Annotated in this window: 9 protein-coding genes; 3 read left to right on the forward strand and 6 right to left on the reverse strand. The window is 40.0% G+C overall.

Translation table 11 applies throughout. The features are described 5' to 3' along the window. Positions 1-23: 23 nt before the first annotated feature. Positions 24-878: a DMT family transporter gene (locus tag ABWV45_RS00255; protein ID WP_353347492.1), complete on the reverse strand. Its 855-nt coding sequence runs from the start codon at positions 876-878 to the stop codon at positions 24-26. Positions 879-1,022: 144 nt separating this feature from the next. On the opposite strand from ABWV45_RS00255, the gene clpB reads away from it, so the two are divergent. Continuing rightward, positions 1,023-3,644, forward strand: coding sequence for an ATP-dependent chaperone ClpB (gene clpB, locus ABWV45_RS00260; RefSeq protein WP_353347494.1), 2,622 nt, complete (start codon positions 1,023-1,025; stop codon positions 3,642-3,644). A gap of 99 nt (positions 3,645-3,743) precedes the next feature. Here clpB and ABWV45_RS00265 read toward each other — a convergent pair whose 3' ends face one another. Beyond that, positions 3,744-4,967, reverse strand: coding sequence for an EAL and HDOD domain-containing protein (locus ABWV45_RS00265; protein WP_353347496.1), 1,224 nt, complete (start codon positions 4,965-4,967; stop codon positions 3,744-3,746). 104 nt (positions 4,968-5,071) lie between these two features. Here ABWV45_RS00265 and ABWV45_RS00270 point away from each other — a divergent pair, with 104 nt between their 5' ends. Continuing rightward, complete coding sequence (locus tag ABWV45_RS00270) at positions 5,072-6,004, forward strand: chemotaxis protein CheV (RefSeq protein ID WP_353347498.1); 933 nt, start codon at positions 5,072-5,074, stop codon at positions 6,002-6,004. A 79-nt stretch (positions 6,005-6,083) separates the two neighbouring features. Then, complete coding sequence (locus ABWV45_RS00275) at positions 6,084-6,884, forward strand: MOSC domain-containing protein (RefSeq protein ID WP_353347500.1); 801 nt, start codon at positions 6,084-6,086, stop codon at positions 6,882-6,884. Here ABWV45_RS00275 and ABWV45_RS00280 read toward each other — a convergent pair. From ABWV45_RS00280 to ABWV45_RS00295, 4 genes are all read right to left on the reverse strand, one after another. Then, positions 6,876-7,475, reverse strand: coding sequence for a hypothetical protein (locus tag ABWV45_RS00280; protein ID WP_353347502.1), 600 nt, complete (start codon positions 7,473-7,475; stop codon positions 6,876-6,878). The genes ABWV45_RS00275 and ABWV45_RS00280 overlap by 9 nt on opposite strands. A gap of 35 nt (positions 7,476-7,510) precedes the next feature. Further along, a complete protein-coding gene (locus tag ABWV45_RS00285) occupies positions 7,511-9,472 on the reverse strand; it encodes a transglycosylase SLT domain-containing protein (protein WP_353347504.1) in 1,962 nt (653 codons plus the stop codon). Positions 9,473-9,542: 70 nt separating this feature from the next. Further along, positions 9,543-12,674 carry an efflux RND transporter permease subunit gene (locus tag ABWV45_RS00290; protein ID WP_353347506.1) on the reverse strand — a complete coding sequence of 1,044 codons (3,132 nt, stop codon included), beginning with the start codon at positions 12,672-12,674 and terminating at the stop codon, positions 9,543-9,545. 2 nt (positions 12,675-12,676) lie between these two features. After that, positions 12,677-13,810: an efflux RND transporter periplasmic adaptor subunit gene (locus tag ABWV45_RS00295; protein ID WP_353347508.1), complete on the reverse strand. Its 1,134-nt coding sequence runs from the start codon at positions 13,808-13,810 to the stop codon at positions 12,677-12,679. Positions 13,811-13,824: the final 14 nt, after the last annotated feature.

Here is a 13,824-nt window from a genome sequence, read left to right on the forward strand (position 1 = left end):
TAAACAGCTAGTTTCATTGTGATTCAGTTTGTTTGCTTTTTACCACTCGCATTCCAAATTCCTGCGGTGACTATTAATGCACTGCCAATTATGGTGGTTAAAACTAGGGTTTCCCCCCAAAATACCCAGCCAAGTACGGCACCATAAATCACTGAGCTATAAACATAAGGCCCTATTTGGCCCGGATTGGCGATGCGATACGCCCGAGTAAGGGCTAATTGCCCACAAGTGGCGACAAGACCCATTAATACTATCCAAGGTAGTAATTCTAAACTGGGAAGGTATGGGCTCCAAATAAGTGGTATAGCAGACAACACTGTACTAATGACGCCAAAATAGAACACTATTCTCACGCTGGATTCAGTCATACTCATACGACGAATAGACACCTTTGCGGTACTGGCAAGTGCTGCAGAAAGTAAGCCTATTAGGGCAATAGGGGTGAACTCTTCCGTACCGGGCCTAAGAATAAACATGACACCTATAAAACCGATGGCTATAGCCCACCCAGTTTTAGGTTTAATGGTCTCGGCAAGCCATATGGCGGCTACAATTGGCATGAAAAATGGGCTCGTTAGCTTAACAAGAAAAGCCTCTGCTAGCGGCATATTAGCGATGACATAGAAGAACCCGTACATTGCCGTGAGACCAACACCAGCACGAACTAAATGCAAATGCATAACTTTCGTTTTAAGTTGCGAGACACCGCTATGCAGAATGATAGGTACAAGCATGATTAAACCAAAAAGGTTTCGGTAAAATACAATGTGCTCAGTGGGCATATCGTTGCTTAGATATTTAATGATCGCCCCCATAATAGAGAGTAACCCTTCACCTAAAAGTATAAGCAGGGCACCTTGAATCACATTGTTTGGCATATTCTGGTAGTTCGAAAGATCATGAAAGGCCAGCTATTATACAGAAACTAACTTATTTTGATGTAGGTCAAGGGTTGGCCACTTGAAAAAGACAATGCCGCCACCATTACTAATGCAAGCATAATATGTAAGAGGATTTCATAAATGCGAATGGATAAATTTACTAGTAGCTTGCAGCAAGCATTGTCTGATGCCCAATCTTTGGCTTTGGGCCACGACCATAATCAAATTGATACTCTGCATTTATTGTTGGCACTCCTAGATCAAACCCCAGGCGGAATTCGCCCATTACTCCAAGGTATGAATGTTCAGGTTAATCAATTAAAAAGTAAACTTAATGAAAAGCTAGAAAGCTTAGCCAAGGTGACTTCTCCTGATGGTAATTTAAGTTTATCACCTGAGTTGGGTCGCATATTAAATTTGACAGATCGTTTATCGCAAAAGCGAGGCGATCAATATATTTCGAGCGAACTTGTATTACTGGCAGCCCTAGAAGATAAAGGCGAAGCTGGAAAAGTATTAGCAGATTGTAAATTAGATAAAGAAAAAATCGAGCGAGCTATTGATACTGTTCGCCAAGGTGAATCTGTTGATGACCCAAATGCAGAAGATAACCGCGAAGCACTTAATAAATTTACAGTGGACTTAACGGCGCGTGCTGCTGAAGGGAAGCTAGACCCTGTCATTGGTCGTGATGATGAAATTCGTCGCACAATTCAAGTACTTCAACGCCGGACCAAAAACAACCCTGTCTTAATAGGGTCGCCAGGTGTTGGTAAAACGGCCATTATTGAAGGTTTGGCTCAACGTATTGTAAACGGGGAGGTGCCAGAGGGGTTGCGCAATAAACAAATCCTATCATTAGATATGGGTTCACTTCTGGCTGGTGCAAAATTCCGTGGTGATTTTGAAGAGCGTTTAAAAAATGTATTAAAAGAAGTCAGTAAACAAGAAGGTAATATTATTTTGTTTATTGATGAGATTCACACAATGGTTGGTGCTGGTAAAACGGACGGTGCATTGGATGCAGGCAACATGCTAAAACCTGCATTGAGTCGTGGCGAATTACATTGTGTAGGTGCAACTACTTTAGACGAATATCGAGAGTATATTGAAAAAGATGCGGCACTTGAACGACGTTTTCAAAAGGTGCTTGTAGATGAGCCAAATGAAGAAGATACCATTGCTATATTACGTGGATTAAAAGAACGTTATGAAATTCATCATGGGGTGCAAATTTTAGATGGTGCCATAATCGCAGCGGCTAAATTATCAAATCGATATATTACAGATAGACAATTGCCAGACAAAGCAATTGATTTAATTGATGAGGCCGCTTCAATTATTCGTATGGAAATCGATAGTAAACCAGAAGACATGGATCGTTTAGAACGTCGCTTAATTCAATTGAAAATTGAGCGAGAAGCATTAAATAAAGAAAATGATGCGGGTTCCATAAAACGTTTAAGTGAAATTAACCAAGAAATTAACCGCCTAGGTCATGAATATGTTGACCTTGAAGAGGTGTGGAAAAAAGAAAAGCTTATATTAGAAGGTTCAAAGCAAGCCAAAGAACAGCTCGAAGAGGCAAAAGTTGAAATGGAACAAGCGCGTAGGGCTGGTGACTTACAGCGAATGTCAGAGCTGCAATACGGAAAAATCCCCGAGTTAGAAAAACAAATTGACTCAGCGGAAGAGGTCGCTAAAGGCAGTAGTGAATTCAAGCTACTTCGAAATAGAGTTACCGATGAAGAGATTGCTGAAGTAGTATCGAAATGGACTGGAGTTCCAGTTTCGAAAATGCTTGAAGGGGAACGTGAAAAATTATTACGCATGGAAGACGAACTACATAAGCATGTTGTAGGTCAGCACGATGCTATTCAAGCAGTATCGAATGCAGTGCGTCGTAGTCGAGCCGGATTAAGTGACCCACGTCGACCAAATGGTAGCTTCTTATTCTTAGGCCCTACTGGTGTGGGTAAAACTGAATTATGTAAAGCATTAGCTAACTTCATGTTTGATTCTCAAGATGCCATGATTCGAGTGGATATGTCAGAATTTATGGAGAAGCACAGTGTTGCCCGATTAATTGGTGCGCCTCCTGGTTATGTAGGCTATGAAGAGGGTGGATACTTAACCGAGCATGTTCGTCGTAAACCTTATAGTGTTATTTTATTGGATGAGGTGGAAAAAGCACATCCAGATGTATTTAATATCTTGTTGCAAGTTCTTGACGATGGCCAACTAACCGATGGACAAGGTCGTACTGTCGATTTTAAAAATACAGTGCTGGTTATGACTTCAAATCTTGGCAGTGATGTGATTCAAACATTAAGTCAAAATAATGAAGGTAAAGAACAATCAGAAGGTGAATATGAAGACATGAAGTCAGCGGTTATGGAGATTGTAGGAGGGCACTTTAGACCTGAATTTATTAACCGTATAGATGAAGTGGTTGTATTTCATCCGCTTATGCGTGATCAAATTCGAGGTATTGCTGATATTCAATTGGATCAGTTACGCAAGCGACTAAAAGAGCGTGAGCTAACAATGGAGTTGTCAGATGATGCAATAGATCGTTTAGTGGCCCAAGGTTTTGATCCAGTATATGGTGCTCGACCTCTACGCCGTAGTATTCAACGCTTTATAGAAAATCCACTTGCTCAGGATATTCTTTCGGGTAAATTTATAAGTGGGGATAATATCCAAGTGAATATTGATGGAGATGCATTCTCCTTTGAGGCTAAACAGGCTGTTACTCAATAATGAAGTTTAAGTCTTATTTGATTGAGATTTAGCTGTTTCTGTACATCTTGTATGTAAAAGCATTAATGTTGCGTACTTGATGTATGGGTTAACAGTATTCTATTTTAGTTCAATACTTTGGGCATCACTTTCTACTATACAGTCTTTGTACAATTGATTGATATCAGTAATACAAAGATTGTACTTTTCTAATTCTATTATTTTAAGTTCATCTAATTTCCCTGTTTGAAAACACTTGGCACTATGTAATGCTAAGCCTAACTTACCTTGTTCGTTTGTAATTGCTTTTATCATGGAGTCTGGGAGGTTTAGACTTTTTATAATACCGAGTAAAGGGCGATCAAAATAAGCATCTAATAGTGAGAATAAACCAACGGTATAATAATCGAATACTGAATGCTCTCCGAGCTTCTCACCAAGCCGCCTGCAAATTACAGCACGTTCTAAGCTGGCTTGATGTAAGGCTACGGGTTTGTCTTCTAAATTGCCAAGAGCTATTAATGTCACCCAACTTCTTAATTGCTTTAGCCCTAAAAGGGTAATGGCTTGTTGTAATGATGTGCAAGTTTGCATTCGTGTAAATGCGGCAGAATTGACCAGCTTTAAAAGTTTATAGCTAATCTGAGGGTCTTGATTGATGGTTTCAGCAAGGTTAGATGCGTTGATGTTTTGATTTTGAATATCTTTTAGAAGTTTAAGCACAATGGCTTTATTTTCAGGAATTGAATGACCTTCAATATTTTGTGGTTTACTTAAAAAATACCCTTGGAATAATTCAAAACCTATATCTTTACAAAATTCAAACATCTCATGGGTTTCAATTTTTTCAGCTAATAATATTATATTGCGTGGTATAAATGCCTTAGCAAATCTCTCTATATGCTGTCGGCTCATGGCGAGCACATCAATTTTAACAATATCAACCATATGCAGTAGTGGTGCACTATTATGATTTAAAATAAAGTCATCCAAGGCTAAAGACGAACCATTCTTTTTAGCATCACTGAGTGCATTGATTAGCGCTTGATCTATTTCAATGTCTTCTAAGATTTCTATGACAAACTGTGATGGATCGAAAGGTGGGGGTTCTAGAATAAGGTTTTTCGTAAAGTTAATATAGGCTTTGTGATTTCCGCAGATAGCACTTAAGCCTACTTCTCCAAACGCATTAAGCAGAACTTGCGAAGTTGCCTTGTCTCCACATGTGAAGCTGGCAGAGTCGGCTACTGGATTACTACGAAAGAGTAGCTCATAAGCATGAATTTCAAGCTTTTTGTTATATATGGGCTGTCTAGCCAATAAAACATGATCTCGATTATTCATAGAGGCTCTTAGCTATCAATCTTATAATCAGTTTAGCTGAAAGTGGGCAAACCTGTACCTTAAGCTACACTCAATAATATAGTTGAGAAAATATGTAGGTCTGTATGTCGGGTGTACTTTCAAATGTGGATTCAAGAACCAAGCTTGTGGGTCAAAATCGCTTGGAACTGCTGCTGTTTCACTTTGGTCGTGGGCAGTCTTATGCCATAAATGTATTTAAGATCCAAGAAGTGTTAAGGATGACTCATTTAACGAATATTCCTGATTCTCACCCAGTTGTAAGAGGGGTGACCCATTTAAGAGGCCATAGTTTACCTGTTGTGGATTTGAGCCATGCCATTGGTATGGGCCCAATTAAAATGACAGATGAAACGACGATGATTGTTACTGAATATAATCGTACAGTTCAGGCATTTTTGGTGGCTGGGGTTGAACGTATTGTAAATATGAACTGGGAAGAAATTATGCCTCCCCCCAAGGGGACGGGTAAATCACACTATTTAACAGCAATCACAAAAGTAGATGACAAAATTGTTGAAATTATAGACGTTGAGAAGGTACTGGCAGAAATTGTCCCATATGAAACGACCATTAGCGATGATGTGGTTGATCTAGGTGTTATGGAGCGCGCGGCTCAATCAGGGTTAAAAGTGCTAGCGGTTGATGACTCGCCAATTGCGCGATCTCAGGTAAAAGAGACACTAAGTAGTATTGGCATTGAAGTTATACAAGCCAGTGATGGCCTTGAGGGTTTGAATATCCTTAAAAAATTGGCCGCGGAAGGGCCCATTAATAGTCAACTATTGATGGTTATTACTGACGCAGAAATGCCGTCAATGGATGGATATAAGTTAACTACTGAGATCCGACAAGATGGTAATTTAAAAGATTTGTATGTTGTATTACACACCTCTTTAAGTGGCAGTTTTAACGAAGCCATGGTTGAAAAAGTAGGCTGTAATGCATTTTTATCGAAATTTCAGCCAGATGGATTGGCACAAGCTGTTGAGGTTCGAGCTAAGCAGCTCTTTGGTTGAAACATTTCTATTTAAATATTATTAGGGCCTATGGCCCTATTTTTTTATCTTTTATAATCACTGTAAAAAGGAAGTGATTATGTCTGTGTATGTTAGTCAGCTTTATACTTATCCGGTTAAATCTTTGACAGGAATATCCAGTGATAAAATCTCAATCGATGAATTTGGGCCGATTTGGGATCGTCGAATTATGGTGGTAGATCAAAACGGTAAGTTCTTAACTCAAAGGCAACTTATCCAGATGTCTCAGGTAGCGACCAAATTTGAAGATGAAACACTCATGCTTAGCTTTAAAGAGCAGAATATAACAATTCAATTGTCTGAACTTCCTATGCTTGATAAAGAAATAGCGGTATCAGTCTGGAATGACGAGGTTTTAGCGGTTGAATTACCTGCGTCTATCAATTCTTGGATGAGCGATGTATTAGAAAAACAAGTGAAATTGTGTTTCATAAAACAAGACACGCATAGGCAAGTTGATCTTAATTTCGCAAAGAAAGGTGATAGGACAGGGTTTTCTGATGGTTTTCCATTTTTGATTCTAAGTGAAGCATCGCTTGAATTTCTTAGCGATGATATCGGCTATCCATTAGCTGCTGAGCGCTTTAGACCAAACATTGTTGTAGCTGGGTGTGATGCTTTCGAAGAAGATACTTGGTCTTCCATAGAAATTAACGGCATTTTATTTGATATTGTAAAGCCGTGTTCACGCTGTGTTATTCCCACAATTAACCCTAAAACCGCTATTAAAGAGCCGCAGGTTATGCAGGTATTACTTAAGCACCGAAAACTGGATAAGCAGGTTTACCTTGGGCAGAATGCGATACATCAAAGTTTTGGTTCCATTGAAGTGGGGCAGATTGTGAAAATTCTAAAATAACTCTATTTCATCGCCAGTTTGGTCATCTTTGCCTTTATCATTCGTGTCAAAGTGATGCCTGTATATTTCTAGTGCTTCTTCAATACTATGGCCTCGTAAAATATGCTCAAACATGATGCGTTCGGCATCCATGGTGTAAGAACTTTTAATTTGATCTTGAAGACTTAACCAGCATTCTGGGTTGTACAGAGAGTCTTTTTCGCTTATTAATGAGCCCAATTGGTCAAGGGATTGGCAAACATGATCTAGACGTTGACTGATGCGATCATAAAACTGAAAGGCAATCACAGCATTTTGCACGTTATGCTCTAGGTTCGCCGTGGTTTCATCAATAACACTTTGATATTTCTCTAAATTATTGGGGGTAACTTTGCTCGTTAAGTTTCGGATTTGGCTAATATAATCTGCCATGTCCGTAAATGAAGCGGAAAGAGTGCTGACACTTTGTTCGCCATCTTTCATGGAAGACTCCACCTGTGCCACTGCCAGAGCAAGCATGGTGATGGTTTCTCTTATTTGGCTCCAGTCTAAATCCGGGTTTTGTACACTTGAGCCGTGTTGATTGATCCCATAACGCTTATCGGTACTCAATGTTATATTCCTTCACTTATCTATGTTTAGCATAGTTAACCTTTCCCATTTTGCTTGATATTTGCTTTCGAAATCTTAAGTTCCGCAGGTTGAATCTGAGCCCAAGCGGTTAGGGTGGTGTCGTCTAAAACAGGTTGAAGAAAACCAAGTCGATATGAGTAGATCGTGCTATAGGTTAATACCCTTTGAACATACTCTTTTGTTTCTTTAAAAGGAATTTGTTCTATCCAGATATCAATGTCGCCATTAAAGCGTTTAAGCCAGCGATTCACATTACCTGGGCCTGCATTGTAAGCTGCCGTTGCTAATACTCGATTGCCATCATATCGTTTCAGTAAATATTGAAGGTACCGACTACCAAGTTTGATATTGTAGGCGGGATCTATTAATTTTTTCTTTGAATAGGGAATGCGCATTTTTTTAGATACACTTTTTGCCGTTTTTGGCATGAGTTGCATTAATCCTGTGGCGCCGGCAGAGCTGCGGACATCATGCATGAAGGCGCTTTCTTGTCGCGCAATCCCATATATCCAGTGTTTATTTATGTTATTTTTTTGTGCTGCTTTATCAAAGTATTGATCGTGGGCTAGGGGGAACCTCAACTGAAGATCATGCCAGCTTTTAATTTTGGCTAAACCCATGATAGCTCGGTCTGACCAGTCTAATCGACCCGCTAAGATGGCTAGAGCCTCCTTGGCTTCATCAGTTTGGGCATCGAAAACGGTTTGCCACTCTCTTCTTGCTTGCACGGTTCTGTTTAGCTCGTATAGAGCAAGAGCGCGCTTCACACCTGGAAGCAGCCTAACACGTTGTAATAAAGAAGCTGGGACATGGCTTGGGGTGTGGTTCATGCTGGCAATAATGCCTATTTTTTGGCTTGCTAAGAACCCATAAAAATCCCGGTGAGTAGCCGCTTGCTGATAAAACTTATTTTGTTCTTTGGCGTTAGCGCCTAAAGACTGAAGAGCACGGCCTTGCCAATATAACCATTTAGGCTCGGCATGAATGTCATTATTCATCAGTTTAAATAAGTGTGTGTACAGAGGCCAGTTTGAGTTGTTTATGGCTCCTTGTAGAAATGCTTCTTTTAAATTGAGGTCAAGTAATTGCTTTGTTTTGGCTAGCTCATACCAGTTGAAATTATTAACTTCCGATTTAAGGGCATATGAATGAATCGCTGTTTTGGTTAATACATTTTGTTGCTCTTCATCATAGTCTTGGGTATTGAGGTGTTTTTCATAATTATGATTGAATAAAATATCCGGTTGTTTTTTTAATAGTTTGTTTAGAATTAAAAAGCGAATATCAGAGGTTAAGGGTTGAACATCAGAGTAGTTAAGAAGTTTTTCCGGATAGCGCCATAGATCTTTTAATAAATATGCGTTTTTCTTATAGTCGGTGCTAAGTTTTTTTGTTAAGTAACGCACCAATTTATATTGGCGTTTTTGTGTGGCGGTGACGAGTCTTTGCCATATTAAATCTTGACTTAAAAAGCCATGTCTTTCCCAATTTTTAAATACCTTGTCGCAGGTCTTAGGTAGTGAGACGCCTAATAACCAAATATCTTGTCCTTCTTTTATGGCATCAAATTGCCGCTTTGTACTTTCAAGGGCTTTTATGCGGTGACATTGTAATGTGAGATTGCTGGTTGGAGTGTAATAACTAAGAAATAGCGACCATTCTTGTTTCTTAGCCAAATATATAACCCATTTTTTTTGAAGCTCTATAGCGGGTTGCTGGCCTTTATAACGAGTTAAGAAATCATCTATTTGCTGGATTGGTTTTTTATAAAATTGTGTTTGGAGTCGCTTGGCTTCTAGGTAAGGGGCTAAAGGGTGTTGTTGAATTGAAGGGAAAGTTTGATCAAAAAGAGAATATTGACGTTTTTTTAATAACTTTTCAGTATTTAAAAAAGCATCATTACTTATTGAAAATGCAGTACATAAAGACGGTGTCAGTAATAACCCGATACAAACATGTTTTAACCAATGTACCATCAACATCCCCCCAGTGTTTATTACAGCATAGCTGATAACACTAGGGAGATGCACAATTTAAACCATTAATTTATGTCAAATTTTGTGACAATAATAGCTGCTCTTTTCGATATTTTTTCTGGTCATTTAAGACTAATAAACAAGGGGTCAATATCAAAGTGAGTACCGTTGCAAATGCTAAACCACCTGCAATGGCTGTTGAAAGCTGTGTCCACCATTGTGAACTTGGAGCATCAATTAATAATTCACGGCCGATTAGGTCGATGTTTAATTGATAAACCATTGGGATTAAGCCGCAAATGGTGGTGATGGTGGTAAGCAATACTGGTCGTAAACGTTGAGCGCCAGTTCTCAGGGCAGCATCTACGGGTGCCATACCTTCTCGACGTAAAATGGAATAAGTATCAATCAATACTATATTGTTGTTTACCACAATACCTGCAAGAGCAATCATACCCACACCACTCATTACAATTCCAAAGGGCTCGCCACGTATCATTAGGCCAAGGAATACACCAGCAAATGACAATACTATGGCACTTAACACCAGTCCGGCTCGATATATGCTGTTGAATTGGGTTATTAAAATAATTGCCATCATAAATATTGCTAATATGAATGCTTTACCTAAGAACCCCATGGTTTCCACCATTTTTTCTGCATCACCTTTAAACTGATAGGTTACACCGATCGGTAATTCAGTTTTGGACAGAACACTGGCAATTTGTGCGCGTTTTTTCGCATCGTTTACACCTTCGATTACGTCAGCATTAATCATGTAGCGATACTTGCTGCCATTACGTACCAAGTTGCCACTTTGAGGTCGCGCAACTTTTTCTGTGAATGTGCTAATTGGGATAAGTTGCCCTTGATAACTGATTCTCAGTTGGTCCATTTGATCAAGGGTACGGCTAGAAGTTGGAAAGCGTAAACGAATATCAACCTCGTCATCGGCGTCGTCAGGGCGATATGAGCCTAATTGTAGGCCAGAGGTGACCATTTTGATCATATTCCCCACTGAGGCGATACTGGCACCCATGCGGCTGGCATTTTCGCGATCCACTAAGAACTCCCATTCGATACCTTCAAGTGGGCGGCTGTCTTTTATGTCTCTAAGTTCAGGGTCTTTTTCTAGTTCGGCACGAATCTTTTCGACCACTGCAAATAAGACTTCTTGATAGTCGCCCATAATTTCTAATTGAATAGGTGGGCCACCGGCAGGACCATCTTGTTTAACGTTCGTTTCAATGATGATGCCAGGAATATCGGCGGTTCTTTCACGAATGTCTTCTAGTATGACTTTGGCAGGGCGACGGATTTGCCAATCTTCAAGTTCTAGCTGAATACGACCAACTAAATCACTGGAGCCGCCCCTTGGGGGTTTAATAAACGAACTGGTATACAGGGTGCGAATTTCTTCCATATCGTATAGACGTTTTTCAACGTTTTTTACTAAAGCGTCACGTTCTTGTAGTGAAAGATTGCCCCGTGCGCGAACATCTACTAAGGCGATTTCGGCATCGGCTTCTGGGAAGAATTCAACCCCTTGCCCAAGTTTTCCATACATAAATATAGTTAAAAACATCAAGCCAATGATGCCTACTAAAGTCGTTTTAGGGTATTTGATGAAGACTTTAAGTGCAGATATGTATTTACCGGTGAAACCGCTGATTTCATCAAAGCGTCCTTCTTCTGCGGCTCTTAAACTTGCAAGATCTTTACTGGATATTGCGCCTGCTTTACCTAACCAAGCACCTATGGCGGGTATGACAATTAATGCCATTAGCAATGACGCGCTCAAGGTAATAATCACCGTAATAGGGATGAACTTCATGAATTCACCTACCGTATCAGGCCAGACAAGCAAGGGTAAGAAAACAGCAAGAGTGGTAGCCGTAGAGGCGGTAATAGGCCAAGCCATGCGTTGAGAGGCTTCTTTGAATGCTTGAAGTTTATTGACTCCTTCGGCCATGCGTCGGTCGGCATATTCAGTGACGACGATGGCGCCATCAACCAACATTCCAATGCTTAAAATTAAAGCAAACAATACCACCATGTTTAGGGTATAACCCATTATGCTTAAAGTCAGCATACCCAGCAGGAAAGAGCCTGGAATAGCTAAACCAACTAGGATTGAAGAGCGAACACCCAAAGACCATACAATGATGATCATAACCAATATAGTGGCAAAAAATACATTGTTAAAAAGATCGTCTAATGTACGTTTGATCTCTTTACTTTGATCTTGATTGAAGCTGACCTCTATACCTTTTGGCCATAAGGTTTGTTGCTCAGCAACCAAGATTTTCACTTCATCAATGGTTTTGATTAAGTTACTGCCTACGCGCTTAGAAATTTCAAGTGCCAGAGCAGGTTTGCCATTAATACTGGCTTTGCTGGTTGGGTCTTTGTAAGTACGCTGTCCGATTGCGATATCTCTAAAACGAACCACAGTCTCGCCATCTACTTTTACTGGCATATTGAGAATGTCATCAGTGCTTTCAATTAGGCCCGGAACTTTAACGGCAAATCGACCTGAACCGGTATCAAGGTTACCTGCCGCAACTAATTGGTTGTTGTTATTAATCAAACTATAAAGCGCGTTTTGATCAATGTTATAGGAGTCCAATTTATTTGGGTCGATAACGATTTCAGCCAATTCTTCACGATTGCCTTGAATTTTCGCTTCTAGTACACCATCAAGCCCTTCAACTTTTTCTTTTAAGTCTTTAGCGATGGCGAATAACACTCGCTCATCTACATTGCCGGCTAAACCGACAACCATGACAGGGAAAAGAGAAAGGTTAATTTCCTTTACGATAGGCTCGTCAGTTGCTTGTGGAAGCTCTCCTTTTGCCGCGTCGACAGCTTCTCGCACATCAATTAGAGCAGCATCAATATCGATATCTGTCGTAAATTCTAATTGGACAGACAAGTGACCTTCAGCAGACGTAGCTATGATTTCTTTTAAGCCATCTAATGATTTTAATTCTTTGTGCAAAGGTGAATATAAAATCCGATCAGCATCTTCAGGGCTAATGCCTTCGTGCCTAACGGATATGTAAATCATGGGGATGGTAATATCCGGAAAACTTTCTTTTGGTAAATTATTCATGGCGCTGATGCCAGCTAACATAGCCAAAGCAAATAACAACACAACACTACGAATACGGCTTAACGCCGCGTTAATTAATGCGTTCATGATTATGGTGCCTCGGCAGTCATGTCAGCGTTAGATGTATTTGCTTCAAGTAAGTCTGCTTTAACTGCTTTTTTCTTTAGTACCGGTGTGACCTTTTCTCCGGCGCTTACAAAACTTTGGCCGGTTATAATTAAATCAACAGGATTAGGTAAACCAGAAATCCAAACACCGTTTGACTGTGCTTTTATCAATTCCACTGGGCTAAATATAACGTGGTTATCTTGATCAACATGTTTTGCCCCAAGAATTCCTTTTTCATTTAAAGCTAAAAGGGCAGGGCTAACTAAAATGGCGTTTGATTTTTTTAGTGGGACTAAAATCTCGGCCGTCACACCATTGATTTGACGCTCACTTGGATTACTGATTTCTAATTCAACTAAGAATGTGCGAGAAGATTGGTAAGCCTGAGAAGAAACATAACGAATAATACCAGTGTGCAGTTTGCCATCTAAAGTTTTACCTCGAGCTTTTTGGCCTACTTTCACTTTCGGTAAGTCTTTTTCTGCAACATAACCGCTAATTAGGAATGGGTTAAAATCCATTAATGTGATGATTTTGTTTCCTTTACGGACAAAGCTACCAAGTTCTACGTTTCTGTTTTCTAATACGCCATCAAAAGGAGCACGTATGTTGGTGGCCTCTAAGGCTACTTCTAGCGCTTTAACCTGTGCTTTAGCTGATTCAAGTAATGCTTCACTTTCGGCTAAACGGGTTTGATTTTGTAAACCTTGATCAATCAGCTTTTCATTAGCTTTATATTCCAATTCTCTTTGCTTGACCAGGGAGCGAGCTTGCTTAAGTTTTTGCGGCTTATCTTGTGGGTCGATCTCAAGGATGAGTTGCCCTTTTTTTACAAAGCTGCCTTCACGGGCAAGAATTTTAGTGACTTTACCCTCAATTTCGCCAGTCAGGTGAACGATGCGGTTTGGTTTAGTTTGCCCGTAGATATTTAATTCTGGCACGATGGTTTGCGACTCAAATCGCTCTACTTGAACAGAAAAATACGATTCAGAATTAGGTGCAACAGGCGCCTTAGGTTGTTCAATAGTTGTCGGTGTTAACACACTCGACATCATCCATATGATGATAAGAGCAGTCGCCACCAGTGCGATAATAGGGCCTCGATTCAATTGCATCTCTTTTTGATCCG

Origin of the sequence: Oceaniserpentilla sp. 4NH20-0058 (assembly GCF_040371755.1) — a bacterium.
In the GTDB taxonomy this organism is placed as follows: Bacteria; Pseudomonadota; Gammaproteobacteria; order Pseudomonadales; family Oceanobacteraceae; genus Bermanella.

Coding starts and splice junctions, on each gene's coding strand:
- ABWV45_RS00275 (WP_353347500.1), top strand. CDS start 6,084: ATGTCTGTGTATGTTAGTCAGCTTTATACTTATCCGGTTAAATCTTTG.
- ABWV45_RS00255 (WP_353347492.1), bottom strand. CDS start 878: ATGCCAAACAATGTGATTCAAGGTGCCCTGCTTATACTTTTAGGTGAA.
- ABWV45_RS00295 (WP_353347508.1), bottom strand. CDS start 13,810: ATGCAATTGAATCGAGGCCCTATTATCGCACTGGTGGCGACTGCTCTT.
- ABWV45_RS00270 (WP_353347498.1), top strand. CDS start 5,072: ATGTCGGGTGTACTTTCAAATGTGGATTCAAGAACCAAGCTTGTGGGT.
- ABWV45_RS00265 (WP_353347496.1), bottom strand. CDS start 4,967: ATGAATAATCGAGATCATGTTTTATTGGCTAGACAGCCCATATATAAC.
- ABWV45_RS00285 (WP_353347504.1), bottom strand. CDS start 9,472: ATGGTACATTGGTTAAAACATGTTTGTATCGGGTTATTACTGACACCG.
- ABWV45_RS00290 (WP_353347506.1), bottom strand. CDS start 12,674: ATGAACGCATTAATTAACGCGGCGTTAAGCCGTATTCGTAGTGTTGTG.
- clpB (WP_353347494.1), top strand. CDS start 1,023: ATGCGAATGGATAAATTTACTAGTAGCTTGCAGCAAGCATTGTCTGAT.